Genomic DNA, 26,988 nt, shown 5'->3' with positions numbered 1-26,988 from the left:
TGGCTTCACCGCATCGGACCGTGGCTGCTCGCCCGGGAAGCCGAGCAGACGATAGAGCTGGGCGTGATCCGCGAACGTCGGCGCGCTGTTGAGTACGCGGCTCAGGGCGTGGACTACCCGTACACGTACGACGGTGCCCCGTTTCCCGCGTCCGCGTTCACTGCTGCGGTGGTTTCGGCGTGACCCGGGACGGACTGACCGCAGCACCCCCGACCGGTGATGTAGCGGTGTGCGTGGCCTGTAAGAAGATCACGACTGCCCCCGTGGCAGTACGCGAGATCCAGAGCACCAGCGGCCCCGGAACGACGTTGTGGGCCTGCCCCGAACATGCCGAGGAACTTGCCCCAGGTCCCATGCCGGGCGAGCGGGGAACGGGCTGGACACCCTCCCCGGTGCTGCCCCACCCCCCGGAGTAGCCCGGTAGGGCCGCAGAGGAAGCCCCGTTCGGCCAAGTGTCGGGCGGGGCTTCACTTCTGCTCGGCGTGCACTAGTCTCAGAAGCGGTACTGAGGAGCATCGGGGAACGAGGGGGCGATCCGGTTCTACGACCGCCTCGGCGCCGCATCGAACCCCAAGTTCCGTTACGCCCTGCCCGTGGCGCGGCCGGCCGCCACGAGCTTGTCGTAGGCGGCCAGGACCGTACGGGACTGGTGCTCCACCTGGGTGGCCACCGGGATCCAGCGGGCCCCGAACCGGGCCGCGAACTCCTCGCACCACCCGGTGACCAGCCGGTCCAGTCCGGGCGCCGCCGGATGCCCCTCGGCGCGCAGCACCCGCAGCAGCATCGCCGCCGCGCGCAGCGACAGCCGCCGCCCGAAGGCGTCGATGCTGGCGATGTACGCCGCCGTGGCCTCGGTGGGGGCGCCGGCGCCCGTCCACTCGGCGGTGATCCGCGGGATCAGCGCGAGCGTCCAGTCCACCGCGCGCAGCAGCGCGGCCGCGGCCGGGTCCTCGTAGGGGCCCGGACCCGGCCGGTCCCGGTCCCGGCCGTGGGTCTCCTCACGGGCCGCGCCGACGAGCGCGGCGTCCGCCGTGAGCCGCCCGGCCAGCATCCGCAGGGCCCCGCGCGGGTCGGGGTGCGCAGTCGGATCGTCCACCAGGTCGGAGGCCCACATGGGGACTTCGACGATCGCGGTGGTGCCGTCGTACCGGTGGGCGTGGTACCAGGTGCTCAGCCGGGTGTCCTCCGGGTGGAACGCCCCGGCGGCCTCGCTCCCCGGCTGCGGTATCACGAAGATCCCGGGCCCGGGGGAGGGCCAGCCGGCCGCGTCCGAGGCGCCGTTCTCCACGGGGATGCGCAGCTCGGCGGCCGACGTGCCGAACGGCTCGGCGAGGCCGGGTACGTCCCGGGTGAGCTGCACCCAGGAGCCGCCGAGATCGGTGGCGTGCAGGGAGACCTGGAGGACGGGCCGCAGCTCGTCGATGAGCGCGAGCAGCGCCAGGGTCTCCGGCGGCAGCCGGTCCGCGGCCAGTAAAGAGGGCGCCCACTCGGGCTGTTCGGGTCCGGGCGGCCGGTAGAACCACCGGTGGTAGTCCAGCAGCGTGTACGGACGGGGCGTGCGGTGCAGGTCCGCGCCGTCCGGGTCGGCGCAGAGCAGGAAGTGCCAGCCGCAGCCCGCGCGCGGCGCGGGGTCGCGCAGGAGCCGGCGGGCGAGGGAGAGCGCCGTGGCGCCGCCGACGGGCTCGTTGGCGTGCGCCCCGGCGACGACGAGGACGTTACGGGCGTCCCCGCGCGCCGGGCCGCCGTCCCCGCGCGCCGCGTCGGCCGAACCGCCGGAGCCGTCCTCGCGCGCCGGGTAGGCCGGGTTTACGGGGCCGGTCGCGCCACCGGAGCCGTCCGCCCGTGCCGCGGCGACCGGGCCGCCGGGGCCCTCGGCGCCGCCGGGGCCGTCCGTGCCGGGTCCCGAGGTCGCCGCGACGGACAGCACCCAGATCGGCTGCCCGGCCCGCGACGTGCCGGCCTGGCGGAGCCGGACCTCGCCGGGGTGTTCGTCCGCCAGAGCGCGGGCGGCCAGCCCGAGTTCCTGCGGTGTGGGGTAGCACATGTCACGGAGGAGAGTCACAAGGGATGCCATGCCCGCCGGGCCCGCCCCCTACTGCTGCGCGGGCCCCGCAGTTCCCCCGAACTCCGGCGAAAGCCCTGGCCAAGGCTATGCCGCACCCTCCCCGCACCCTCCCCGCACCTCCTCCGGCCCCGCGCGCTACCGCTGGTGCAGACCGCGCCCCGCCAGGCTCAGGAACGCCTCGCCGACCGCCTCCGAGAGGGTCGGGTGGGCGTGCACGTGCCGGGCCACGTCCGAGGCTTCCGCGTCCCAGCCCACGATCAGCTGGCCCTCCGCGATCATCTCCGACACGTGCGGCCCCACCAGGTGCACCCCCAGCACCCGCCCGTCCCGCTCCGCGACCACCTTCACCGTGCCACCCTGCCCGTGCACCATGCCCTTCGCCACGGCCGTCAGCGGCATCGTGTTCACCACCACGTCGTACGCCGCCTCGCGCGCCTGCGCCTCCGTCAGCCCGACGGCGGCGGTCTGCGGCGCCGAGTACGTCACCCGCGGCACCGCCGCGTAGTCCACCGGTGCGCCGGCCACCCCGGCCAGGGTCTCGGCGACCAGCAGCCCCTCCGCGAAGGACGCGTGCGCCAGCCCGAGCGAGGGCGGCGGCAGCAGGTCGCCCACCACGTGGACGCCCGGGACGGCCGTCTCCAGCCGCGACCAGTCGGCCGGCGCCACGAACCCGCGCCCGTCGGCCGTCAGCCCGGCCGCCGCGAGGTCCAGCCCGTCGGTGACCGGGACCCGCCCGACCGCCACGAGCAGCCGCTCCGCCCGCACCTCGCGCAGTTCCCCGCGCACGGTGCGCACGACCGCCCGCACACCGCCCTCCGCGAGCCGCTCGGCCCCCTCCAGCCGGGCGCCGGTCTGTACGTCGATCCCGCGCTTCTTCAGCCCGCGCGCCAGATGGCGCGACACGTCCGCGTCCTCCAGCGGGACCAGCCGGTCCGCCGCCTCGACCAGGGTCACCGCGCCGCCCATGGACCGGTGGAAGGAGGCGTACTCCACCCCGATCGCCCCGCCGCCGAGCACCAGCACCGAGGCCGGCAGCCCGGGGGCGAACAGCGCGTCGTCACTGGTCACCACCGTGTGTCCGTCGGGCTCCAGACCGGGCAGCGTGCGCGGCCGGGACCCGGTGGCCAGCACGATCCCGCGGGTGGCCGTGAACTCCCGCCCGTCCTCGGCCCGTACCGACCTCGGGCCGGTCAACCGCACGGAGCCGCGCACCACCCGCACCCCGGCGTGCTCCAAGTGCCCCTCCACACCCCTGTGGTTGCGGGAGACGATGTCGTCCCGGGTCGCGGTGAGCGCGGCCCAGTCCACGGACTCCACGCTCGCCCGCACCCCCCAGCGCTCGCGCGCCTCGGCGACGCCGTCGACCAGTTCGGCCGCGTGCAGCATGGCCTTGCTGGGGATGCACCCCCGGTGCAGGCAGGTCCCGCCGACCTTGTCGCGCTCCGCCAGCAGAACGGTCAGGCCCAGGGCCGAGGCGCGCAGGGCGGTGCTGTAGCCGCCGGTGCCCCCGCCGATCACGATCACATCCACGGTGCTGTCGTTGGTCATGTCCCCAGCGTGCAGCGCCCGTTGCCCTCCGGTCCAAGGAAATGATCTTCTGGTTGCCATGCAGGATGTTTATGCTTCGGGGCCATGAGCCTGCGCCAGATGGAGTACTTCCTCGCCGTCGTGGAGGAGTCCTCCTTCACCCGCGCCGCGGACTCCCTGCACGTCACCCAGCCGGCGCTCTCCCATCAGGTCAAGGCCCTGGAGAGGTCCGTGGGCGGGGCCCTGCTGGAGCGCATGCCGCGCGGGGTCCGGCTCACCGCCATGGGCCGCGCCTTCCTCCCGCACGCCCAGCTCGCCGTGCGCAGCGCCCGTCAGGCCGAGCGGGCCGCCCGGGCCGCGGCCGGGGTGGCCGGCGGTGAACTGCACCTCGCCACCGTGCACGCCGTCGCCGTCGGGCTGCTGCCGGGCGTCGTGGCACGCTGGCGGGCCCTGCACCCCGGGGTGTCGCTGGTGCTGCGCGAATACGGTTCCACCGAGGCACTGGAGGAACAGCTGGAACGGGGTGTCGCCGACCTCGCCGTGGGGCCGGAGCCCGCGAGCTGGACCGGCCCGCTGCTCCGCCTCGGCCGGGAGGAGCTGGTCGTCGTCGTCCCCTTCGACGATCCGCTGGCGCGCCGGGGCTGCGTCCGCCTCGCGGAGCTCGCCCACCGCGACTGGATCCGCTGCGCGATGGAGCCGCTCGTCGACGGCGTTCTCGTGCTCGACCGGGCCTGCGGCGAGGTCGGCTTCACCCCGCGCACGGTGCTCCGTACCGAACACACCTCGACGGCCGTGCGGATGGCGGCCGCCGGGGTCGGCATCGTCATGGCCCCGGCCCACATGGCCCGGGGCGCCGTCGGCGAGGACTGCGTCCTGCTCTCCCTCGACCCGCCGTGGCACCGGCCCCTGGCGGTCTTCTCCCGGGTCCCGCTGACCGGCGCGGCCGCCGCCTTCGCGGAGCTCCTGCGGACGGCCGGCGGGCCCGGGCCCGCGGCCACCGGGCCGGCCGCCACCGGGCCGGCCGTCATCGAGCCGGTGGCGGCCGGTGCGTCACCGGCGGACCCAGACCCCCACCGGGTGGTCGTCCAGCAGTGTGGCCACCCCGGCTGAGCCGCTGTGCGCGGCCGCGGCGCTCCGCCCACCGCGCGCCGGCAGGACGGGCGTCCACGTGCCCGGCGGCAGGTCCACGCGGGTGTCGTGCCAGCCGCCCGACGCCGCCAGCCGGTGGGACAGCCGCGTGGCCGCCACCAGCAGGCCCGGAGCGCGGGTGAAGGCCACCAGGTGGCCGGCCGCCGGGCCCCGGACCGCGACGGGGGCGTAGCCGCGGAACAGCTCCGGCCGGTCCCGGCGCAGCCGCAGCAGCACCGCCGTGAGGGCCAGCTTCTCCTCGGCCGGGCCGTGCGGGACGGCCCCCGCGTCCAGCCGCGCCAGCACCTCGCGCGGGAAGTGCGCCGGGCGCCGGTTGTCCGGGTCTACCAGGGCCCGGTACTCGGTCTCCGCGCCCTGGTAGACCTCCGGCACCCCCGGCATCGCGAGGTGCAGCAGCGCCATGCCGAGCAGGTTCGCGCGGGCCGCCTCCGCGAGCTCCGCCGGCAGGTCGAGCGGGGCCGGGGCGTAGCCGGGGACGCCCGTCTCGTACTCCTCGTTCCGATCGGTCCAGCTGGTGTGCAGGGCCGCCTCGCGGACCCCCTTGAGCAGGGCGTCGGCCAGCCGCGGCACCGCCTCGGGAGCCCGGCCCAGCCCCAGCGCGGTCTGCCGCGCCACCCAGGCCAGGTGCGGGTCGGGGGCCGCGCTCTCCCCGTCCATCAGCTCCGGCGCCTGCGACAGGGCCGAGATCCGGGCCCTGACGTCGGCGCTGCGCTTGGTGTCGTGCGTGGACAGCACCGTGCCCGTCTCCGGCCAGTCCCGGGCCAGCGCGGCGCAGTACGCGTGGAACTCCTCGGGCGACACCGCCGGACGCCCCGGCTCCCCGCCCACCTCGGTGGCCGAAAGCAGCGGTGCGTACCGGTAGAAGGCCCGGTCCTCCAGGGACTTGGCGCGCAGGGCGGCCGAGGTCTGGGCGAAGCGGGCGGCGAAGGCGGGATCGCGCAGCAACAGCTCCCGTACGCCGGCCACCGCGGCCGGACCGGCCAGCTCGGCCGCCCGCTCCAGCGCCTGCGGCGGCAGCTCGGGCTCGCCGGGGTAGGGCCGGTAGACGGGAAAGGCGATCAGCAACTCACGTACGGCGGGAGCCAGTTCCGTGCCGGCCCGGCGCTCCAGCGCCCCCAGCTCGGCGGCCAGGTCGCCGGTCAGCACCTCCCGCGCGCAGGCCCGGGCGGTCTCCGGCCACTGCGGCAGACCGGTGGACTCCCCGTACCGGGCCGCCAGTTCCGTGGCACCCCCGGCGTCGGTGAACACCCCGTCGACCCGGTGCAGCGCGTCGTACCCGGTGGTCCCCGCCACCGGCCAGCCGGCCGGCAGCCGCTCGTGGCGCGCCAGGATCTTCTCGACCACCACCCAGCAGTCGTCGCCTGCGGCGGCCCGCAGCCGGCCCAGGTACTCCTCCGGGTCGGCCAGCCCGTCCACGTGGTCGATCCGCAGCCCCTGCGCGACCCCGTCCCGGACCAGCTCCAGCACCTTCGCATGCGTGGCCGTGAACACGTCCGGATCCTCCACCCGGACCCCGATCAGCTCGGAAATGGTGAAGAAGCGGCGGTAGTTGAGCGCGGTGGAGGTCTCCCGCCACCAGGCGGGCCGGTACCACTGGGCGGCCAGCAGCTCCGGCAGCGCCAGACCCTCGGTCCCCTCCCGCAGCGGGAACTCCTGCTCCCCGTGGCGCAGCACCCCGCCGTCGACCCGCAGGTCGCAGGAGTCCGCCGGCCCGGCGAGCAGCGGGAGCACCACCTGCCCGCCGCCGGCCTCCCAGTCGATGTCGAACCAGCGCGCGTACGGCGAGTCGGGCCCGTCCCGCAGCACCTCCCACAGCGGCCGGTTCAGCCGGAGCGGCGTCGGCACCGCCATGTGGTTGGGCACGATGTCGAGGACCAGGCCGAGACCGTGCTCCCGGGCCGAGCGGGCCAGGGCCCGCAGGCCGGGCTCGCCGCCCAGCTCGGCCCGTACGCGCGAATGGTCGGTGACGTCGTACCCGTGGGCCGATCCGGGCACCGCCTCCAGGACGGGGGAGAGGTGCAGGTGCGACACGCCGAGCGAGGCGAGGTACGGCACGGCCGCCTCGGCCGCCGCGAAGGGGAATTCCGGGCGCAGTTGGAGACGGTACGTCGACGCCGGGGTGACGGGTTTCGGAACATCAGATTCCGATGCGGGGGTCGGGCGCGGCTGGCTCATGAGAACGTACGTACCCAGCCTGCCGGATTCCGTGCCATGACCCAATGCATCCGAGTGACTGCGCCGGGTTAGTGTCGATCAAGTGGTCGGAACCGTCAACATCTATCGAAGCGTCATCGCCCTGACCGGGCCCCTGCTCCCGCTCGTCTCTTTCCTCGCCCGCCTCCCCGTCGCGATGTCCCAGTTCGGAAGCTTCCTGCTGGTCGCCCAGACCAGCGGCTCCCTGGCCACCGCGGGCATCGTGGGAGGCGCGCTCTCCACCGGACAGGTCCTCTGCGGACCCGTCCTCGGCCGGCTCGCCGACCGGCACGGACAGCGGCCGGTGGTCCTGGCCGCCGCCGCGGTCAACGCCGTCGCCACCGCCGCCCTGGTCGCCGGTGCGCTCACCCACCTCGCGACCCTCCCGCTCGCCGCGATCGGCGCCCTCACCGGCGCCTCCGTGCCGCTCATCGGGCCGCTCGCCCGGACCCGCTCCGTCGCCCTCGCCCACCGGGCCGAGGCCGACGAGGGCGTCGTGGGCGGCGTGCACGCGCTCGAAGGCACCCTCGACGAGGTCTCCTTCGTCTTCGGGCCCGCCCTGGTCGGACTCGCCGCCCTGATCGCGCACCCGGCCTTCGCCCTGGCCGGCGCGGCGGGCCTGGTCGCGGTCTTCGGCAGTGCCTTCGCCCTGCACCCGACCGCCTCCGCCACCGCCGGCTCCCCGGCGCGCGGACGGCGGACGGGCCGCCGGGTCCGGCCGCCCGCCGTGGTCCACGCCGTACGGGGCTCCCTCGCCCTCCAGGGCGTGATGTTCGGCGCCTGCCAGGCGGGCATCACCGCGCTCACCCTCCGCCTCGGCGTCCCGGACCAGGCCGCCGTCGTCTACTCCGCGATGGGCGTGGTCAGCGCCGCCGTCGGCCTCGCGCTCGGCGCGCTGCCCGCCCGCTTCGGCCTGCGGCTGCGCTGGCGGGTGGCGACCGGCGCCGCCCTCGTGCTCTCGGCGCCCCTGCTGGTCACCGAGAGCCTGGTGCCGCTGTACGCGGTCGTCACCGTACTCGGGGCCGCCTACGCACCCCACCTGATCACCGCGTTCGCGCTCACCGAGCGGGCCGTGGAACCGGCCAGGCTCGCCACCGCGATGGCCTTCGCCGCCAGCAGCCTGGTCGCCGGCCAGGCCGTGGCGCTCGTCGTCGCCGGGCGCCTCGCCGAGCGGTACGGCCCGGGCGGAGCCTTCGCCGTGGCGGTGGGCGCGGCCGCGCTCAGCCTGGCCCTCGCCCTCGTCACCCGCGTGCCCGCCGCCCGGCCGCACATCGCCCCGGCCGCAGAGCCGGACCCCGCCACGGTCGCCGGGCCGGCCCCCGCCTACGCCGGCCGCTGAAGCACCACCAGACACCGTCCCGTCAGCGCCACCCGGTCGCCGGCCGCGTACTGCGGCCCGGTGCCGGGTGGCAGTACCTCCGCCCGGGAGGTGTCCACCACCAGCCGCCACTGCGCGCCGTGCCCCGGCGGAACGGTGAAGTCCTGGGGATCCGCGCCCGCGTTGAACATCAGCAGGAACGAGTCGTCCGTGATCCGCTCCCCGCGGCTGCCCGGCTCGGAGATCGCCTCCCCGTTGAGGAACACGGTCAGCGCCCGCGCGTGCTGCGCCTGCCAGTCGCGCGCCCGCATCTCCTCGCCGTGCGGGGTGAACCAGGCGATGTCGGAGAGCTCGTCGTGCGTGCCCTCGACCGGCCGGCCGTGGAAGAACCGGCGCCGCCGGAAGACCGGGTGGTCGCGGCGCAGCCACACCATCCGCCGGGTGAACTCCAGCAGCGAGGGCGCCGGTTTGCCGGGCTCGGGCCAGCCCACCCACGACAGTTCGTTGTCCTGGCAGTAGGCGTTGTTGTTGCCGTTCTGCGTGCGGCCGAACTCGTCGCCGTGGCTGAGCATCGGCACCCCCTGCGAGAGCAGCAGGGTGGCCGTGAAGTTGCGCATCTGCCGTTCGCGCAGCGCCAGGACCTCCGGGTCCTCGGTCGGGCCCTCCACCCCGCAGTTCCAGGACCGGTTGTGGCTCTCGCCGTCCCGGTTGCCCTCCCGGTTGGCCTCGTTGTGCTTCTCGTCGTACGAGACGAGGTCGTTCAGGGTGAACCCGTCGTGGCAGGTGGTGAAGTTGATGGACGCCAGCGGGCGCCGCCCGTCGTCCTGGTAGAGGTCGGAGGACCCCGTCAGGCGCCCCGCGAACTCCGCGAGCGTGCGCGGCTGCCCGCGCCACAGGTCCCGTACGGTGTCGCGGTACTTGCCGTTCCACTCCGTCCACAGCGGCGGGAAGTTGCCCACCTGGTAACCGCCCTCGCCGAGGTCCCACGGCTCCGCGATCAGCTTCACCTGGCTGACCACCGGGTCCTGCTGGACCAGGTCGAAGAACGACGACAGCCGGTCCACCTCGTGGAACTGCCGGGCCAGCGTCGCCGCGAGGTCGAAGCGGAAGCCGTCCACGTGCATCTCGGTGACCCAGTAGCGCAGCGAGTCCATGATCAGCTGGAGCACGTGCGGGGAGCGCATCAGCAGCGAGTTCCCGGTGCCCGTGGTGTCCATGTAGTGCCGCGGGTCGTCCGACAGCCGGTAGTACGAGGCGTTGTCCAGACCCCGGAAGGACAGCGTCGGGCCCAGGTGGTTGCCTTCGGCGGTGTGGTTGTAGACCACGTCGAGGATCACTTCGATGCCGGCCTCGTGCAGGGCCCGCACGGCCGACTTGAACTCCAGCACCTGCTGGCCGCGGTCGCCCGACGCGTAGCCGTTGTGCGGGGCGAAGAAGCCGATCGTGTTGTAGCCCCAGTAGTTGCTCAGCCCGTCGTTGGCCAGCCGGTGGTCGTTGACGAACTGGTGCACCGGCATCAGCTCCAGCGCCGTCACCCCGAGCTTGGCGAGGTGGCCGATGACCGCCGGGTGCGCGAGCGCCCCGTACGTGCCGCGCAGTTCCTCCGGCAGATCGGGATGACGCATGGTCAGCCCTTTGACGTGGGCCTCGTACAGCACGGTGTGGTGGTACTCGTGCCGCGGCGGCCGGTCGTTGGCCCAGTCGAAGTACGGGTTCACCACCACCGAGCTCATCGTGTGCGGGGCGGAGTCCAAGTCGTTGCGCGAGTCGGGGCGCCCGAAGTGGTAGCCGTACACCGCCTCGTTCCAGTTAACCCTGCCGCTGATCGCCCGTGCGTAGGGGTCCAGCAGCAGTTTCGCCGCGTTGCAGCGCCTGCCGCGCTCCGGCTCGTAGGGGCCGTGCACGCGGAAGCCGTAGCGCTGCCCCGGCATGATGCCGGGCAGGTACGCGTGGCGGACAAAGGCGTCCGTCTCGCGCAGTTCGACGGCGGTCTCGGAGCCGTCGTCGTGGAGGAGGCACAGCTCGATGCGCCGCGCCGCCTCGGAGTAGACGGCGAAGTTGGTTCCGGCGCCGTCGTACGTGGCGCCGAGCGGATACGCCTGTCCCGGCCAGACCTGCATAGACAACGACTCTTCCCTCGGTATCGAAAGACTCCCGGATGATCCGGCGTGGACCGCGTCACTGCCAGATCTTCCCCGAAAGAGGGGCCCCACGCGCGGACTTGGGAGTGGTCCTACCGGGTGACCCGCAGAACCGACCGTCAGGTCGGCGGACTGTCGGTGCATCCGATAATGGGTCAATGGGCGGCCCGTGTGCGGGCCATCGGGCTGCACCGGGCCGCGCGCGCGGGATACCCTTCCGTGATCACTGGAGACGGGCGTCCAGACGCAGAAGGCGGTGCACGGGTGAGCTCGGGAGGTCTGGAGCTGCCCCCTGGTGACAGCAGTCACGAGGGTGGCCCGGCGGACGCCCCAGGTGGTGTCCCCGGCGGGGCGCCGACGGGGATCCCGGCAGGGGCGGTCTCCCTGGCGGGCGGGCCGGCGGAGGCCGGGAGCGCCCGGGCCGGCGCCGAGCTGGACTGGGGCGCGGAGGCCTGGAGCGAGGTCCGTACGCGGGCGCAGCGGGCCGGCCGGGCGTACATCTGGCTCAACCTGATCGAACAGCGGCTGCGGTCGGTGGTCGGCGCGGTGCTGCGGCCGATCTACGAACCGGTGCACGGCGGGGACGACTGGGTCGTCGCGGCCGCCGGGCCCGCCGGACAGGAGTGGGTGCAGCGGGCCGTGGCCGTGCGCGAGGTCAGCCGGCGCAAGGGCTACCTGCTCGACTCCGCCGACGACAACGTGCTGAGCTTCCTGACCCTCCCGCAGCTGCGGGAGCTGATGGTCCAGCACTGGCCGTGCTTCGAGCCGTACTTCGACGACCGGCGCGAGATCGAGCTGGCCCTGGACGAGCTGGAGGTCACCCGCAACGTCGTCTCCCGCAACCGGGCGCTGTCGCGGCCCGTGCTGGAGCAGGCGGAGCGGGCCTCGGCGCGGCTGCTGGAGGTGCTGGGCGGGGGCTCCGGCAGCCCCGCCGCCGACCGGCTGCCGATCGACGCCGTCGAGGACCTGGTGGGCGACCGGTACGCGGACGTCGTCTCGGTCCACCCGGACCGGGTGCGCCTCCAGCGCAACCTGCCCGCCGAGGACCTCTTCGGGGGCGCGCGGCGGCTCGACGCCATCGGGATAGGGCTCAACCTGCTGGTGCAGAACTTCTCGGGGCGAAGACTCGTCCGGCTGACGGAGGCGGGCTGCCGGGTGCGGCTGCTGTTCCTGAACCCGGCGAGCAGCGCGGTCAAACGGCGCGAGCGGGAGCTGGGGCTGCGCAAGGGCGAGCTGAGCCGTTCCGTGGAGATGAACATCCTGCACGTGCGGCGGGTCCGGGCGGGCCTGCGGGACCCCTCGCGCTTCGAGATCCATGTCTTCGACGAGACGCCGCGCTTCACCGCCTACCTGGTGGAGGGGCAGGCGTCGGGCATCGCGGTGGTCCAGTCGTACCTGCGGCGGGCGCGCGGTATGGAATCGCCCGTGCTGGTGCTGCGGGGCGGCGGCCGCGGGGTGCCCAAGGACGCCGACCACGGACTCTTCGCGACCTACCGGGAGGAGTTCGAGTCGATGTGGGAGGACTCCCGGCCGGTGTCGTGAGCACCTCCGGGCAGGGGGTGTCGCCGGGCTTGTCAGTGGCCCGTGGCAGGCTGAAACCCGTTGACCGAAGGTGTACGGGGGAGGGACGAGGGGTGGAGGACCAGCGCGGTATCGGGGGCTGGCACGGCCGGGTGCTGATCGGGTTCGACCTGGAGACGACCGGCACGGAGCCGGGCGAGTCGAGGATCGTGACGGCGGCCGTGGTCGAGGTGCGCGGCGGCGCGGTGCACGAGCGGCGGGGCTGGCTCGCGGATCCGGGGATAGCGATCCCGGAGGAGGCCGCGGCCATCCACGGGATCAGTACGGAGCGGGCGGTCGCGGAGGGCCGTCCGGTGCGGGAGGTCGCCGACGAGGTCGCGGAGGCGCTGGTCGCGCACTGGCGCACGGGGGCGGTGGTCGTCGCGTACAACGCGGCCTTCGACCTCACGCTGCTCAGCGCCGAGCTGGCCCGGCACGGGCTGCCCTCGCTGGCGGACCGGCTGGGCGGGGCGCGGACCGGCCCGGTGGTCGACCCGCTGACCATCGACCGGGCCGTGGACCGCTTCCGGCGCGGCAAGCGGACCCTGGAGGCCGTCTGCGGTGTGTACGGGGTCACGCTGGAGGCGGCGCACGACGCGGGCGCGGACGCGCTGGCCGCGGTCCACGTGGCCCGCGCGATAGCCGAGCGGCACCCGCAGGTGGCCGCGCTGACCCCGGCCGACCTGCACGCCCAGCAGGGCACCTGGCACGCCCGCTGGGCCCGGGACTTCCAGTCCTACCTGCGCCGCCAGGGCACCCCGGACGCGGTGATCGACACCGCCTGGCCCCTGCGCGACCTGGTTCCGGCCTGACCGGACGGGGCCCGACCGGACCCGTCGGGACGGGGCCCGGCCGGGCGGTGGCGGGCCCATGGATATTGGCCGCGCCGACCCCCGTACGGGTGTGCGACGATCGCTCGTCGCACATCACCATGGGGGGTCCATGAGAACCGCAGCGGCGTCGGGAAGACGCCCGATTCACACCGTATTGACCTGTCTGCTCGGCGTCCTCGCGGCGCTGCTGCTCCCGGTGGGTGCCGCTCAGGCCGCACCGGCCGCCGAGGACTGCGTCGCCGTCACCGAGGGGCGGTACGCCGGTACGTTCACCACGGCCGGGAAGACCCACTGCCTGGAGCTGCCGAGCCCGCAGGGCGCCCGGATCGCCGCCCTCACCTCGCGCGGCGGCGCGGGCCTGACCGTCGAGGTCGAGGTGGTCGACCGGAACGGCACCGCGCAGTGCACCGCCGGTGATCTGGTGCGGGGCGAGTGCGCACTGACCGGTACGGCACCGTTCCGTGCGCTGGTGCACGCCGACGGCACCGAGGCCACCGGTCCGTACGGGGTCCACTTCGTCCGCACGGACGTACTCCAGAAGGAGTGCGGGACGCTGCCCGCGGGGACGTTCGCCGACGACTCGGGGACGGTGCGGCTGGAAACCGGCAACGGCGTCTTCTCCCACTGCCTGACGATTCCGGCCGACGCGCACTCCACCTCCGAACTCCTGCGCATCCGCTACAGCCGGCCCGAGGACGCGGACCTGTTCCCGGACTACGCGATCACCATGATCGACACCGACGGCGACGGGCCTTCGTGCTACAGCCACCCCACCCCGGGCCAGCAGCTCCGGACCGACGGCCTCACCAGCTGCTCCTTCACCGCGGGCAAGGCCTACACCGTGCTCCTGGAGGGACAGGACGTCCCGCGCGGCCACATCCTGGACCGCCGCGACGTCACCGCCGCGGCCCGCGGCTGCGCCACCTCGGCCGCAACGACGGTCGGCGCCCCGGCACAGACCGGGACCTCCGGCCAGAGCGGCGCCCTGCGCTGCCACCGGGTCACCACGGCCGCCGCCACGGACCGGCTGCACGTCGACGTCCGGGACGCCCACGACAGCACGAACATGCTGATCATGGACAATGCCGGCGGCATCGCCTGCCACCCGCGGACCTGGGCGTGCACGCCCACCGGGTCCACCGGCTACCAGGTCGTCACCCAGGCCCCCGAGAACTGGTCCCTGCCTGCTTCGTACCGCCTCGACGCCTGGCGGATCGCCACGGCCGCCGGTCCCGCCGCCGATTGCAAGCGCGTCGAGTCGGTCGCGTACGGGTACGGTCCGCTGACCGGCACGCTCTCCGAGGAGCGGACCGGCGTGTGCGCCGTCCTGCCGAGCGTCTCGGGCGACCGGTTCAGGGCCGACATCACGGCCACGGACGGTGGGACGGACATCCCGGAGCCCTTGCTGTACACCAAGGCCGGGACCAACCTCTGCACGGGCAGGCCGTCCTCGTACGAGTGCCAGGGCTCCGACCAGGGCCTGTTCGTCCTCGCGCTGCCCGACCGTACGGAGCGCACGGCCTACCGCGCCGAACTCGTCTGCACCACCGCGCCTTGCGGCTCGGAGCAGGTGACCATCGGGACGATCACGCCGACCACCGTGCAGAGCGGTACGGTCGCCACCCTCACCCTGCAGGGCACGGCACTGGGCATGAGCACCACCGTCCAGCTGACCGGAGGACCGGCGCCGCTGACGGCCAAGACCGTCTCGGTCTCCGACGACGCCCGCACCCTGAAGGCGACCGTGGACCTGCGCACGGCTCCCGCGGGCCACTGGAACATCAGCGTGAGCGCGCTGAACCACCAGTACGCGGCGGGCACGCTGACGGTGACGCCGCCCCCGGTCTCCGGCCTGGGCACGTACAAGCCGGTCACGCCGGCCCGGTTGATGGACACGCGCAGCGGGCTGGGCGTGCCGAAGGCGAAGGTCGGCCAGGGCGGGACCGTGACCCTGCAGGTCGCGGGTGCGTCCGGGATTCCGGCTTCCGGTGTCACGGCCGTCGTGCTGAACGTGACGGCGACCGACCCGACCACGGCCGGCCACGTCTCCGTGTACCCCGACGGGACACCGCGTTCGAGTGCGTCGAACCTCAACTTCACGGCGGGGCAGACGATTCCGAACCTGGTCGTCGTCCCCGTGGTGAACGGGAAGGTCGGCTTCTACAACAACGCGGGATCGGTGGACCTGATCGCCGACGTCGCCGGCTACTACACGACGGACGGCTCCGGCTCGACCTACAAGCCCGTCACGCCGACGCGGTTGATGGACACGCGCAGCGGGCTGGGCGTGCCGAAGGCGAAGGTCGGCCAGGGTGGCACGGTGACCCTGCAGGTCGCGGGTGCGCCGGGGATCCCGGCGTCCGGTGTGACGGCCGTCGTGCTGAACGTGACCGCGACCGACCCGACCACGGGCAGCTATGTGTCGGTGTACCCGGACGGTACGACCCGGACCAGTGCGTCGAACCTCAACTTCACCACCGGGCAGACGATTCCGAACCTGGTCGTCGTCCCGGTGGTGAACGGGAAGGTCAGCTTCTACAACAACGCGGGATCGGTGGACCTGATCGCCGACGTCGCCGGCTACTACACGACGGACGGCTCGGGTTCCTCGTACAAGCCGGTCACGCCGGCCCGGTTGATGGACACGCGCAGCGGGCTGGGCGTGCCGAAGGCGAAGGTCGGCCAGGGTGGCACGGTGACCCTGCAGGTCGCGGGTGCGCCGGGGATCCCGGCGTCCGGTGTGACGGCCGTCGTGCTGAACGTGACCGCGACCGACCCGACCACGGGCAGCTATGTGTCGGTGTACCCGGACGGTACGACCCGGACCAGTGCGTCGAACCTCAACTTCACCACCGGGCAGACGATTCCGAACCTGGTCGTCGTCCCGGTGGTGAACGGGAAGGTCAGCTTCTACAACAACGCGGGATCGGTGGACCTGATCGCCGACGTCGCCGGCTACTTCACGAAGTAGCGCCGGAACCACCGTCCTTGCGCCGGCCGACCGGGCCGGCGCAGGGAGGGTGGACGGCTAGCGGGTCAGGAACGGGGCCAGTGCCGCGGTGAGTTCGGCGGGCGCGTCCATCGCGATGAGGTGCGCGGCCGTCGGGAACTCGACCAGGGTCGCCCCGGGGATCTCGGAGGCGTAGCGCCGGCCGATGTCCTGGAAGTCGGCGACGTCGAGCCCGCCGATCCCGACCAGGGTGGGGACGCGGATCCCGGACAGGTCGCCCCGTACGACGCCCTGGGAGTGCTCACCGACGACGTCCTGGTTCACCAGCGACGTGCGCACCGGCTCGCGGAGCCGGTCGGCCATTCCGGCGGCGACGTCCTCCCATGCACGGGCCGGACCACGCACCCACATCTCCAGGTTCGTGGCGACGGCGGCGTCCAAGTCGCCCGAGGCCAGGGCCCGCGTCTCCGCCTCGTCGTAGGCGATCATCTCCGCCGACCAGTCGTATCCCGGCCACGGCGCGGCCAGCAGCGCGAGGGAGTGGACCCGGTCCGGGTGGGTCAGGGTGAAGTCCACGGCCACCCGGCCGCCCCAGGACGCGCCCACGAGCCGGACCCGGTCGTGTCCGAGGTGGTCCAGGAGGCGGCGCAGGTCGTCGGTCTCCCTGAACGGCCCGCTCGGCGGCGCGGACTGCCCGAAGCCCCGCAGGTCGTAGCGGATGACGGTGTGCCGTTCCGCGAGGGCGGGGACGACCGCGTCCCACATGTGGTGGTCGGCGATCCCGGCGTGCACCAGCACGAGGGGCGGCCCGTCGCCGGTGACGACGTAGGAGAGGTGTCCGAGATCATCGGAGAGTGTGATCATCCGCAGATGTTCGCAGGTCGGCGCGGTGCCCACCACCCCCCGATCCCTAGAAGGAGCGCCACCGCGTCCGCGGGTCGCCGTCCCTGAGGGAGGCCACGCGGCGGCGGAACTCGGCCAGGGCCGCCGGGTCGGCGGGAGCGTGCTGGGCGACCCAGGCGCAGCTGGCCGTCTCGCGGGCGCCGCGCAGGACCGCGCAGCCCTCCCAGTCGCGGACGTCCCATCCGTACGCCGCGGCGAAGGCCTCGTACTCCCCGGCGGGCATCCCGTACCGGTCGCGGGACAGGGCCATCACCACCAGGTCGTGCTCGCGCAGGTCCACCGATACGGTCTCCAGGTCCACCAGGGCCGGGCCGTCCGGGCCGACGTGGACGTTGCGGGGCAGGGCGTCGCCGTGGACCGGGCCCGGCGGCAGGTGCGGGGACAGGCCCGCCACCTCCTGCGCGTAGCCGTCGCGGCGCGAGCGCAGGTACGCCGCGTCGGCCGGGTCGATGGCGTCCCCCGCCAGCCGCAGCCAGCGCTCCACCCCGCCCAGCAGGTCCCGCGCGGGCAGGGCGAACGGCGGCGCGGGCAGGGCGTGGACGGCCCGCAGCAGCACCGCCAGGTCCTCGGGTCCCGCGGGCCGCACCGCATCCGGGAGCCGGTGCCACAGGGTCAGCGGATGCCCGCCCACCAGCCGCGGCTCCGGCTCGGCCGCGCGGACCGCCGGGATCCCGGACGCGGCGAGCCAGTCGGCCACCGCCAGTTCGCGTGCGGCCCGTTCCAGCAGCGCGGCCTCCCGGCCCACCTTCACCACGAGGTCGCCGACGGCGAACACGGCGTTCTCGCCGAGCGCGAGCAGGACGGGCTCCGCGGATCCGCCCCCGCCACCGGTCAGGCCCGCCGCCGTCAGTACGTCCCTCGCCCGCGCCTCGTCCATGCGGCTGTTTCTACCACCGTCCGTCAGAGGGGGTCGCCGAGCGGGCCGTGCTCCTCCTCCAGGGACTTCGCCCAGTGGGCGGCGAAGTCGGGCCGGGTGCCGTCGGCGTCGGTGAACCCGTACTCCTCGTACAGGCCCCACGTGGCCAGTGCCCGGCCGGTCTTGGCCATGACCTGCGGGTCGGCGGCCAGTGCCGCGACCGCCCGGCCCAGGTACGCGGGGGACTCGGAGTGGGCGAAGTCGGGGTCCTGCGCCACGCCGTCGCGCCAGGTGGCCTCGGTGACGCCGAAGTGGTCGAGCATGGCCTCCGAACGCAGGAAGCCGGGGGTGATCGCCACGGCGGCGACGCCGTGCGGCCTGAGCTCGGCGGCCTGTGCGAAGGCCAGCCGGATCACCGCGGACTTCGCCAGGTCGTAGAAGAACGAGCCGCGGTAGCGGGCGGTGTTGCCGTCCGTGACCTCGACCACCAGGCCGCTCCCGCGGGCGACCATCAGCGGCAGCGCGAACCGGCTCGTGATCACATGGGTCTCCACCGCCTGCCGCAGCAGCCGCAGACCGGTCTCCAGGTCCTGCTCCCACAGCGGGTGTTCCCAGTCGGTCAGCGGGTCCCCGCCCCACACCGAGTTGACCAGGACGTCGAGGCGACCGTCCTGTTCGGAGGCGATCCGGTCGACGAGGGCCCGCACCTCCTCGGGACGGCTGTGGTCGGTGCGGACGGCGATGCCCCGGCCGCCCGCGGCCGTGACCCTCGCCGCCGTGTCCTCGATCGTCTCCGGACGGTCCAGGTGCGAACGCCCGGCGCCGCTGCTGCGCCCGGTGACGTACACCGTCGCGCCGGCGGAGCCGAGTGCGACGGCGATGCCGCGTCCGCCGCCGCGGGTGCCGCCGGCGACGAGCGCCACTGTGCCCGTCAGCGGGCGTAGGTCGGTCGTCATGCTTCCTCCGGTTCGTCGCGGTGGCCCGGCGGGAGGTCCGGGCGCTGGGGGAGATGCGGGCGCAGTACGGCGTCCAGCTCGCGGCGCACCCGCTCGGCGAGGCCGCCCCGGCGCTCGACGGCCCAGGTCAGGCCCGCTCCGGCGGTGATCGCCTGCACGGTGCCGGCCAGGGCCGCGGCGTCCGTCCCCGGACGGAGCTCGCCCGCGTCGGTGGCCTGCGCCAGCAAGTCCTCGATCGCCCGCCGCTGGGCCCGGTGAACGGCCAGGGCGCGTTCGTACAGCTGCGGATCGGTGAGGTCCGTGCACAGGAAGGCCAGGTGGTGGGCGAAGCTCTCCGGCGTGTCCATGTCCGCCAGGGTCTGCGACGTCAGCTCCGCCAGGGCGCCGAGCGCGGACGGGTGCGCCGTGCGCGCACGGGCGGCCAGCTCGCCCGCTTCCTCGGCGGACGCGTCGGCGAGCGCCAGCAGCAGGCCGCGCTTGGACCCGAACCGCTGCACGAGGGTGCCGGGCACCAGGCCGACCTCGCCGGCCACGGCCGCCAGCGTGAGCCCCGTCGGTCCCACCCGGCCCATGACCCGGGCCGCGGCCCGGAGGATCACCGCGTCCTCGACCCCGCGCGGGCGTGCCACGACCGGCCACCTCCTCCTCATTAATGAATGCCTGTTCATTCATTAAACCCTCCGGCCGAGGGCGCGGCAAGCCGGCCGGCGGGTGGTGGCTTCCGGTGACCGGCCCGATGCTGGAGTGGTGGGTGCCGAAAAAGACGTGAGCGCGGGCCGCGGCCCCAGCGGCGTGGCGCGGCGCGCGATCCGCACCACCCTCTGCGCGTGCGGCGCGTTCTACGTGTGCCTGTACGGGCTGGACCGGCCCGTGGCGGCGACGTACGCCCTCTTCGCCGTGGTCTCGATGGCGGCCCTCTCCCGCATCCCCGGCACCGGCGGCCAGCGGGCCGCCGTCCTGGTCAGGACCCTGCCGGTGGTGTGGGTGCTGCTGACCGCGGGCACCTTCCTCGCGGTACGGACCTGGACCGCCGTGGCCGGCATGCTGGTCATCGGCTTCGCCATCGCCTTCGTGGCGGCGGCCGGTCCCCGGGCGGCGGGCGCCGCCCCCGGACTCCAGCTGCTCTACATCCTGCCGTGCTTCCCGCCCTACGCACCCGACACCCTCGGCCAGCGGCTGGGAGGTGCGACCTTCGGCCTGATCCTGCTGATCCTCGCCGAGAAGTTCATCCTCCCCGAGCAGCGCGGCACCACCTACCGGGAGCTGGCCGCCGGGGCGGCCGGTACCGCCGCCCGCTTCGCCGCGGAGCTGGGCCGGCCCCCGTACACGCTGCCCGCGGCCGAGGTGGAGACCGCTCGCAGGACCGGCGAGTCGCTGCGCCCCCTGCACGTGGAGGAGGCCGAACGGCCGGCCGGGCCGGGCCTGCGCGACCGCGCCCTCGCCCACACCGGCCTGGGGGCGCGCACGCTGCTCGGGCGGCTGGCGATCCTGCCCCCGCCGCCTCCGGGGGAGCCGCCGCACCGGACCGGACAGCAGCTGCTGGAGGCCGTCGGCCGGTCCGCCGCGGAGACCGGAGCCCTGCTGGCCGGGACGGGCCGCGCGACCGCCGAGGCCGACGCCCTGCGGCGGCTGCGGGAAGAGGTGCGGGAGGCCGCCGCGCGGGAGTCGCAGCCGGTGCCCGCGGTACGCGGCCGCCGCCGGGCGGCGCTGCTGGAGGTGGCGGACGCCGCCGTGGCCTTCGCGACCGCCGCCGAACTGGCGGTCCGGGGCCGGCGCGCCCCGCTGCCCCCCGGGACCGACTCCGGCCGGTTCTGGTACGCGGGCCGCCACGCACCCCGCCTGTGGTGGCACCGGCTGGCGGCGCACGCCGGGCCGCGCTCGGTGCACTTCCAGAACGCCGTCCGGATCAGCCTCGCGCTGGCGGCCGCCCGCACGCTCGCCGGCGTGGAGTCGCTGCCCCACGGCTTCTGGGCGATGCTCGCCGTCCTCAGCCTCACCCGGACCACGGTCGCCCAGACCAAGGCGACCGTCCGCCAGGCGCTCGCCGGGACCCTGCTCGGCGCGCTCCTGGCCGCCGTGGTGCTGGCCCTGGTCGGCGGGCACACCACCGTCTACGCCCTCATCCTGCCCCTGGTGATGCTGGTGGCCTTCACGGTGGGGCCGGTCCGGGGCGTGGGCTGGGCGCAGGGCATGTTCACCCTCGTCGTGTCCTTCGTCTTCGCGCAGCTGGCTCCCGTCACCTGGCGGCTGGCCGGGGTCCGGCTCATGGACGTGATCATCGGCAGCATGGTCGGCGTCGTGTTCGGACTGATGGCCTGGCCTCGGGGGGCGCAGGCCGAGCTGCACCGTGCGGTCGCGCTGCTGCTGGCGCGGGAGGCCGAGACGGTCGAGGCGACCACGGCCGCCGTGGTCGCCGGCCGGCGGGACACCGCCCCCGACGACCGGGCGCTCCAGCTCGCGCTCTCGCTGGCGGAGAGCGCGTACGCGCAGCGTCAGAGCGAGCCGCGGGCGGCGCTGGCCGGCGCGCCCGACTGGCAGGCGGCCATGATCACGGGCCACCACGTGCTCTGGGGCTCGCGGAGGCTGCTCGCCCGCGCCGGCCCGGATCTCGGGCCGGGCAACGGGGAGCGGCTCAGCGGCCGGGCGGACGGTGTGGCCGCCCGGATGCGGGGTGCGGCGCAGCACGCGGCCACGATCCCGTCGGCGGACGCGTCGCACGGGTCGCACGGGTCGCACGGGGCGGGCGGCGCGGGCGCCGTCGCCGTCGGGCCGGCACCCGGTACCGGCGGTGAGGGCGGCGGCGCGGCGCAGGTGGTGGGGGCCGTCGCGCCCCCGGAGGCCGCCGCCCCCTCGGAAGTCGTCGCCCCTGCGGAGTTCTTCGCCGCCCAGATCTGGCTCGACTCGCTCACCCTCGACGTCGAGCGCGTACTGGCGCCCTGCCACGTCCCCGAGGAGGCCGGGGCCGGCGACTCCACCGGCGCGCCCGCGCCCCGCCCGCCGCGGTCGGCCTGAAAGAGATTGCACGAGACGTATCGTCTCGCTAGAGTCGGATCATGACCTCAGCCAAGCCCGCCCACATCGCCATGTTCTCCATCGCCGCCCACGGGCACGTGAATCCGAGCATCGAGGTGATCCGGGAACTCGTCGCCCGGGGCCACCGCGTCAGCTACGCCATCCCCGCGGCCTTCGCCGAGAAGGTCGCCGAGACCGGCGCCACGCCCGTGATCTACACCTCGACCCTCCCCACCGACGACGAGCCGGAGGCCTGGGGCACCGAACTCATCGACAATCTGGAGCCCTTCCTGAACGACGCAATCCAGGTCCTCCCGCAGCTCGCCGCCGCCTTCGAGGGCGACGAACCGGACCTCGTCCTCCACGACATCACCTCCTACCCGGCGCCCGTGCTCGCCCACCGCTGGGGCGTCCCCGCCGTCTCCCTCTCCCCGAACCTCGTCGCCTGGGGGGGATACGAGGAGGAGGTGGCCGAGCCGTTGTTCGCCGGGCTGAAGGCCTCCGAACGCGGGCAGGCGTACTACGCCAAGTTCGCGGCGTGGCTCACCGAGAACGGCCTCGACGACCAGGTCGACCGCTTCCAGGGCCGCCCCCGCCGCAGCCTCGTCCTGATCCCCAGGGCCCTCCAGCCCCACGCCGACCGCGTCGACACGTCCGTCCACACCTTCGTCGGAGCCTGCCAGGGCGACCGCAGCGCCACCCAGGGCACCTGGAACCGGCCCGAGGCCGCGCACGGCAAGAAGGTCGTCCTCGTCTCGCTCGGCTCGGCCTTCACCAAGCAGCCCGCCTTCTACCGCGCCTGCATCGAGGCCTTCGCCGGCCTGCCCGACTGGTACCTGGTCCTGCAGATCGGCAAGTTCACCGACGAAGCCGAGCTGGGCGAGATCCCCGCCGACGTCGAGGTCCACCGCTGGGTACCCCAGCTGGACATCCTGCGCCAGGCCGATGCCTTCATCACCCACGCGGGCGCCGGCGGCAGCCAGGAGGGGCTCGCCACCGCCACCCCGATGGTCGCCGTCCCCCAGGCCGTCGACCAGTTCGGCAACGCCGACATGCTGGCCTCCCTGGGCGTGGCCCGACACGTCCCGATGGCCGACGCGGACGCGGCCACCCTCCGCGAGGCGGTCCTCGCCCTCGTCGCCGACCCCGCCGTCGCCGCCCGCGCCGAGGAGATCCGGGCCGCCATGGCCACCGAGGGCGGCACGCACCGGGCCGCCGACCTCATCGAGGCCGAACTGTCATAGCCACCACCTAAGGTGCCCCCATGACGAAGAAGGCCACGGCGACGACGAAGTACGCGGCGCTGCTGCGCGGCATCAACGTCGGCGGCAGCAAGAAGGTCCCGATGGCGGAGCTGCGCTCCGTCCTGGACGGACTCGGGCACGGCGACGTCCAGACGTACCTGCAGAGCGGCAACGCGGTCTTCAGCAGCGCGAAGACCGACCCGGTGGCGCTCGCCCGGGAGCTGGAGAGGGCCATCGAGGGGCACTTCGGCTTCCGGGTCGCGTGCCTGGTGGTGGACGGCGCGTACCTGCGGGCCGTCGCGGACGCCTGCCCCTTCCCGGCCGCGGAGCTGGAGGGCAGGCAGCTCCACGCCACCTTCCTCTCCGAGCAGCCCGGCCCGGAGCGCTTCGCCGCGCTCGACCGGGCGGCGTTCCTCCCCGAGGAGTACCGGCTCGGCGACCGGGTCCTCTACCTCTACGCCCCCGACGGCCTCGGCCGTTCCAAACTGGCCGAGGCCCTCGCCCGGCCCGCCGTCGTCAAGGGCATCGACGCCACCACCCGCAACTGGAACACCGTCGCCAAGCTCGTGGAGCTCACCGGCCCCTGACCCCTGCCTTCCGCCCCGCGTCTACTCCTCCGGCACCGGCGTGGCCTGGTGGTAGTACATGCGCCAGCCGGCCCCGTCGTCAGACTTCCGCCAGATCGAACTCCGGCGCGCCCGGCGCCCGTCGATCACGGTCTCGTACGTGAGGTGCACCAGCCCCGGCGCCAGTTCGACCCCCGTCATGCCGGCGGGTTCGTAGTGCGGACCGTCCTCGGCGCCGCCCTCCAGGTCCGCCAGCGCCGCGAGCATCGCCTCCCGGTCCCACCGGCGGCCCGAGGCGCCCACCTCGACGAACTCCGGGTCGAGGAGCCGGTCCGCCAGCACCCCCGACGTCCGCACGCCCGGGCTCATCAACTGCATCTCGCGCGCGACCGCCTCGGCCACGCCTTCTTCGTTCCCACCCATGGGCCCATCCTGACCCGGCCCCGCGGACGACGGAGCCGGCGGGGTGTGCCAGGCTCATCGCCATGCGGTACATCATCATCGGCGCGGGCGCGGTCGGCGCCACCATCGGCGGACGGCTCGCGGAGGCGGGCGGCGAGGTCGTCCTCGTCGCACGCGGTGCGCACGCGCAGGCCCTGCGGTCCGACGGGCTGCGGCTCACGACGGCGGACGGGAGCCGCGTGCACCGGCTGCCGGTGGTCACCGGACCGGACGAGATGGGCGAACTGCGTCCGGACGACGTGCTGTTGCTGGCGGTGAAGACCCAGGACGCGATCGCGGCGCTCGACGCCTGGGGCGACGCGGAGGTCGCGGGCGGCGGCACGGCCGCCCAGCGGCTCCCGGTGCTCTGCGCGCAGAACGGCGTGGAGAGCGAGCGGCTGGCGCTACGGCGCTTCGCGCGCGTGTACGGGGTGTGCGTATGGCTGCCCGCCACCTTCCTGGAGCCGGGCGTGGTCTCGGCCCTGTGCGCCCCGCGGACCGGCATCCTGCACCTGGGCCGGGCCGCCGGCGGCACGGACGGGCTCACCCGGACCGTCGCGGCGGACCTCGCCGGGGCGGGCTTCGACGCCCCGCCCGTCGAGGACGTCATGCGGTGGAAGTACGCGAAGCTCCTGGGGAACCTGGGCAACGCCATCCAGGCCACGACCGGCCCGGAGCCCGACCCGGCGAAGGCGGCGCTGCTGCTGCGGGCCGTCCGCGAGGCGAAGGCCGCCTTCGGGGCGGCCGGCATCGCCTACGCCTCGGACGCGGAGCAGTCGCAGGCCCGCGACGGGAAGGTCGAGCAGCCGCCGGGCGTGCGCGGCGGATCCTCCTGGCAGAGCCTGGCGCGCGGCACGGGCTCGGTCGAGGCGGACTACCTCAACGGCGAGATCTCGCTGCTGGGGCGGCTGCACGCCGTGCCCACCCCGGTCAACGACGTCCTGCGGCACGCGGCGAACATCTTCGCCCGGGAGGGCCTGCCGCCGGGCGCCATGTCCATCGCGGACCTGACGGCCCTGGCCGACGAGGCCGCCGCCCGCGCGTAGGCCGGCCGGCGGCTCAGGCCGTCAGGGCCCGGAGCCGGGCCGGTGCCGCGGCGGCCGCGTCGTAGCGGCGCAGCAGCAGGAGGGCCAGTTCCGGGGCCGCGCCCAGGACGTCGGCCACCACGTCGGCGCCCGCGGCCTCGGCGCCGGCCGCGATGCGGTCCGGGAGCCGGCCGGGGGCGATGACGTACGGGGCCACCGCCACCCGGGCGAAGCCCTCGGCACGCAGGGCCCGTACGGCGTCCTCCGTACGGGGCAGAGCGGCGGAGGCGAACGCAGGCCGCACGGCGCACCAACCGGTGTGCCGCCACTCCCGCGCGATTTCAGCGATCACTGCGATCGCCTCCGGGTCCGTGGAGCCGGCGGACGCGAGCACCACCGCGGTGGTGGCGCGGTCCGCCGGGGTGAGGCCGGCTTCGGACAGCCGGCGTTCGAGCGCCTCGACGAGCAGCGGGGACGGTCCGAGGACGTCCGCCACCGAGACCGAGAGGCCCGGCAGGCGGGTCAGCGCGTCCGACAGCGCCGCCGGGATGTCGGCCTTCGCGTGGAAGGCCCGGGTCAGCAGCAGCGGCAGGGCCACCACGTCGCGGACGCCCTCGGCGTGCAGCGCCGACAGCACCTGCTCGACGCGCGGGGCGTTGAAGTCCAGGAAGGCCGTCTCCACCCGCAGTCCGGGCCGCAGCGCCCGCACCCGCCCGGTGAGGGCGTGCACGGTCGCTGCATGCCGCGGATCGCGGCTGCCGTGGGCGATGACCAGCAGTACGGGTCCCATGCGGCTCAGCCCGTTCAGCTCTTGACCAGCAGGCCGCGGCTGCGCAGGACGTAGCGCTCGACGGGGCTGAAGATCAGCAGGTCGATGGCGATGCCGACGACGAGGATGAGGATGATCGCGAGGAACACGCCGGGGAGGTCGATGTTGTTGCGGCCGTTCTCCAGGAGCTGGCCCAGGCCCAGGCCGAGGTCGGGGGAGGAGGCGATGATCTCGGCGGCCATGAGCGAGCGCCAGGAGAAGGCCCAGCCCTGCTTGAGACCGGCGACGTAGCCGGGCAGCGCGGCCGGCATGACCACGTGCCAGGCACCGCGCAGGCCCGTGGCGCCGAGCGTGCGTCCGGCCCGCAGGAACAGCGGCGGGACCTGGTCGATGCCGGAGACGAGCCCGTTGGCGATGGAGGGGACGGCGCCGAGCAGGATCACGGTGAACATCATGGCGTCGTTGAGGCCGAACCAGAGCACGGCCGGCGGCACCCAGGCCACCGACGGCAGGGACTGCAGGCCCTGGAGGATCGGGCCGATCGCGGCGCGCACGAACTTCACCCGGGCGACCAGCAGGCCGAGCGGGGTGCCGATGGCCAGGGCCAGCAGGAAGCCGAGCAGACCGCGGGAGACGGAGGTCCAGATGACCTCCAGCAGGGTCCCCTTCAGCCACATGTCGGACAGGCTGTCCCACACCGCGGAAAGGGCGGGCAGCTTCGTCTCGTCGGTGACCTTCAGGGAGACCAGGACCTGCCAGACCACCAGGACCAGGGCGACCGCGAGGAACGGCGGCAGGACCTTCTTCACCAGGACCTCGCGGACCGGCGTGCGGTGGGTCTGGACCGCGTCCAGGGCGTCGAGTCCGGCCTCCAGCCCCGCGAGGTCGTCCGTCTTCGCCTTCGTTTCAGTGCTGGCCATGGCGGCGGATCTCCCCACGCAGGTGTTCAGTGATCTCGAGGGACAGTTCCGCGACGTCGGCGTCCTCGATGCGGCGCGGCTGCGGGATGTCCACGGTCCATTCCTTGGCGACCCGTCCGGGGCGGGAGGAGAGCAGGACCACGCGCTGGGCGAGGCGGACGGCCTCGCGGACGTTGTGGGTGACGAAGAGGACCGAGAGGCCGGTCTCCTCCCAGATGCGGGTGAGTTCGCCGTGCAGGACGTCGCGGGTGATGGCGTCCAGGGCCGCGAAGGGTTCGTCCATGAGGAGCAGGCGGCTGTCCTGGGCGAGGGCGCGGGCGAGGGCGACGCGCTGGCGCATGCCGCCGGAGAGTTCGTGGACGCGCTTGCCGTGGGCGCCGCCGAGGCGGACGAGGTCGAGGAGGCGTTCGGCCTCGGTGGTGCGGTCGGCTTTGGCGACGCCGCGCAGGCGCAGGGCGAGTTCGATGTTCTTGCCGGCGGTCAGCCAGGGGAAGAGGGCGTGTTCCTGGAACATGAGGGCGGGGCGGCCGCCGGGGGTCTCGATGGTTCCCGCGGTGGGC

The 26,988-nt window shown here is 74.4% G+C and carries 20 protein-coding genes and 1 pseudogene; 9 read left to right on the top strand and 12 right to left on the bottom strand.

Annotated elements, in window-relative coordinates; translation table 11 throughout:
* Window positions 1-580: 580 nt before the first annotated feature.
* Both AB0O53_RS17015 and lpdA read right to left on the bottom strand, forming a co-directional pair.
* Window positions 581-2,044 carry a M14 family zinc carboxypeptidase gene (locus tag AB0O53_RS17015; RefSeq protein ID WP_365196313.1) on the bottom strand — a complete coding sequence of 488 codons (1,464 nt, stop codon included), beginning with the start codon at window positions 2,042-2,044 and terminating at the stop codon, window positions 581-583.
* Window positions 2,045-2,200: 156 nt separating this feature from the next.
* A complete protein-coding gene (gene lpdA / locus AB0O53_RS17010) occupies window positions 2,201-3,613 on the bottom strand; it encodes a dihydrolipoyl dehydrogenase (protein ID WP_365196310.1) in 1,413 nt (470 codons plus the stop codon).
* Between the two features lie 84 nt (window positions 3,614-3,697).
* Here lpdA and AB0O53_RS17005 point away from each other — a divergent pair, with 84 nt between their 5' ends.
* Window positions 3,698-4,702 carry a LysR family transcriptional regulator gene (locus AB0O53_RS17005; RefSeq protein ID WP_365196307.1) on the top strand — a complete coding sequence of 335 codons (1,005 nt, stop codon included), beginning with the start codon at window positions 3,698-3,700 and terminating at the stop codon, window positions 4,700-4,702.
* Here the strand turns inward: AB0O53_RS17005 and treY are convergent.
* Window positions 4,643-6,916, bottom strand: coding sequence for a malto-oligosyltrehalose synthase (gene treY / locus AB0O53_RS17000; protein WP_350993832.1), 2,274 nt, complete (start codon window positions 6,914-6,916; stop codon window positions 4,643-4,645). The genes AB0O53_RS17005 and treY overlap by 60 nt on opposite strands.
* A gap of 82 nt (window positions 6,917-6,998) precedes the next feature.
* Here treY and AB0O53_RS16995 point away from each other — a divergent pair, with 82 nt between their 5' ends.
* Window positions 6,999-8,273, top strand: coding sequence for an MFS transporter (locus tag AB0O53_RS16995; RefSeq protein WP_350993830.1), 1,275 nt, complete (start codon window positions 6,999-7,001; stop codon window positions 8,271-8,273).
* On the opposite strand, the gene glgX is transcribed toward AB0O53_RS16995, so the two are convergent.
* Window positions 8,258-10,372: a glycogen debranching protein GlgX gene (gene glgX, locus AB0O53_RS16990; protein WP_350994159.1), complete on the bottom strand. Its 2,115-nt coding sequence runs from the start codon at window positions 10,370-10,372 to the stop codon at window positions 8,258-8,260. The two genes, AB0O53_RS16995 and glgX, sit on opposite strands and share 16 nt — an antisense overlap.
* A 285-nt stretch (window positions 10,373-10,657) precedes the next feature.
* Between glgX and AB0O53_RS16985 the strand changes: the two genes are divergently transcribed.
* From AB0O53_RS16985 to AB0O53_RS16975, 3 genes are all read left to right on the top strand, one after another.
* Complete coding sequence (locus tag AB0O53_RS16985) at window positions 10,658-11,935, top strand: DUF5919 domain-containing protein (RefSeq protein WP_136229580.1); 1,278 nt, start codon at window positions 10,658-10,660, stop codon at window positions 11,933-11,935.
* A 92-nt stretch (window positions 11,936-12,027) separates the two neighbouring features.
* Entirely contained in the window at window positions 12,028-12,765 is a 738-nt protein-coding gene (locus tag AB0O53_RS16980; protein WP_350993827.1) for a 3'-5' exonuclease, read from the top strand.
* Window positions 12,766-12,940: 175 nt separating this feature from the next.
* Window positions 12,941-15,757 (top strand): hypothetical protein, encoded by a 2,817-nt coding sequence (locus AB0O53_RS16975; RefSeq protein WP_365196302.1) that lies wholly within the window; start codon window positions 12,941-12,943, stop codon window positions 15,755-15,757.
* Between the two features lie 57 nt (window positions 15,758-15,814).
* Here the strand turns inward: AB0O53_RS16975 and AB0O53_RS16970 are convergent, their stop codons facing one another.
* The 4 genes from AB0O53_RS16970 to AB0O53_RS16955 are packed head-to-tail and all read right to left on the bottom strand — an operon-like array spanning window position 15,815 to window position 19,080.
* A complete protein-coding gene (locus AB0O53_RS16970) occupies window positions 15,815-16,600 on the bottom strand; it encodes an alpha/beta fold hydrolase (RefSeq protein WP_365196299.1) in 786 nt (261 codons plus the stop codon).
* A gap of 46 nt (window positions 16,601-16,646) precedes the next feature.
* Complete coding sequence (locus AB0O53_RS16965) at window positions 16,647-17,516, bottom strand: phosphotransferase enzyme family protein (protein ID WP_350993821.1); 870 nt, start codon at window positions 17,514-17,516, stop codon at window positions 16,647-16,649.
* A 23-nt stretch (window positions 17,517-17,539) separates the two neighbouring features.
* Complete coding sequence (locus AB0O53_RS16960; RefSeq protein ID WP_365196296.1) at window positions 17,540-18,451, bottom strand: SDR family oxidoreductase; 912 nt, start codon at window positions 18,449-18,451, stop codon at window positions 17,540-17,542.
* Complete coding sequence (locus AB0O53_RS16955) at window positions 18,448-19,080, bottom strand: TetR/AcrR family transcriptional regulator (RefSeq protein WP_365196293.1); 633 nt, start codon at window positions 19,078-19,080, stop codon at window positions 18,448-18,450. The genes AB0O53_RS16960 and AB0O53_RS16955 overlap by 4 nt, the downstream gene beginning before the upstream one ends.
* A 118-nt stretch (window positions 19,081-19,198) precedes the next feature.
* Between AB0O53_RS16955 and AB0O53_RS16950 the strand changes: the two genes are divergently transcribed.
* The 3 genes and pseudogenes from AB0O53_RS16950 (at window position 19,199) to AB0O53_RS16940 (ending at window position 23,294) form a co-directional block, all read left to right on the top strand.
* Window positions 19,199-21,463, top strand: a complete 2,265-nt coding sequence (locus AB0O53_RS16950; RefSeq protein WP_365196291.1) for an FUSC family protein — start codon at window positions 19,199-19,201, stop codon at window positions 21,461-21,463.
* A gap of 6 nt (window positions 21,464-21,469) precedes the next feature.
* A pseudogene (gene mgt / locus AB0O53_RS16945) lies at window positions 21,470-22,707 on the top strand (macrolide-inactivating glycosyltransferase).
* Between the two features lie 20 nt (window positions 22,708-22,727).
* Window positions 22,728-23,294, top strand: a complete 567-nt coding sequence (locus AB0O53_RS16940; protein WP_350993812.1) for a DUF1697 domain-containing protein — start codon at window positions 22,728-22,730, stop codon at window positions 23,292-23,294.
* Between the two features lie 21 nt (window positions 23,295-23,315).
* Here AB0O53_RS16940 and AB0O53_RS16935 read toward each other — a convergent pair whose 3' ends face one another.
* Window positions 23,316-23,696 carry a nuclear transport factor 2 family protein gene (locus tag AB0O53_RS16935; RefSeq protein WP_350993810.1) on the bottom strand — a complete coding sequence of 127 codons (381 nt, stop codon included), beginning with the start codon at window positions 23,694-23,696 and terminating at the stop codon, window positions 23,316-23,318.
* Between the two features lie 62 nt (window positions 23,697-23,758).
* Between AB0O53_RS16935 and AB0O53_RS16930 the strand changes: the two genes are divergently transcribed.
* Window positions 23,759-24,760: a ketopantoate reductase family protein gene (locus AB0O53_RS16930; protein ID WP_365196284.1), complete on the top strand. Its 1,002-nt coding sequence runs from the start codon at window positions 23,759-23,761 to the stop codon at window positions 24,758-24,760.
* Between the two features lie 13 nt (window positions 24,761-24,773).
* Here the strand turns inward: AB0O53_RS16930 and AB0O53_RS16925 are convergent, their stop codons facing one another.
* From AB0O53_RS16925 to AB0O53_RS16915, 3 genes are all read right to left on the bottom strand, one after another.
* On the bottom strand, window positions 24,774-25,529 hold the full coding sequence (locus AB0O53_RS16925; protein WP_350993806.1) for a sirohydrochlorin chelatase: 756 nt from the start codon (window positions 25,527-25,529) through the stop codon (window positions 24,774-24,776).
* A gap of 14 nt (window positions 25,530-25,543) precedes the next feature.
* Window positions 25,544-26,428: an ABC transporter permease gene (locus AB0O53_RS16920; RefSeq protein ID WP_350993804.1), complete on the bottom strand. Its 885-nt coding sequence runs from the start codon at window positions 26,426-26,428 to the stop codon at window positions 25,544-25,546.
* A partial coding sequence (locus AB0O53_RS16915; protein WP_365196281.1) for an ABC transporter ATP-binding protein occupies window positions 26,415-26,988 on the bottom strand: 574 nt, incomplete at its 5' end. The genes AB0O53_RS16915 and AB0O53_RS16920, both read right to left, overlap by 14 nt.

This window comes from Streptomyces erythrochromogenes, from assembly GCF_040684695.1.
In the GTDB taxonomy this organism is placed as follows: domain Bacteria; phylum Actinomycetota; class Actinomycetes; order Streptomycetales; family Streptomycetaceae; genus Streptomyces; species Streptomyces erythrochromogenes_C.
The sequence above is the reverse complement of the archived record's forward strand: the minus strand, read 5'-3'. Positions and strand labels throughout refer to the sequence as shown.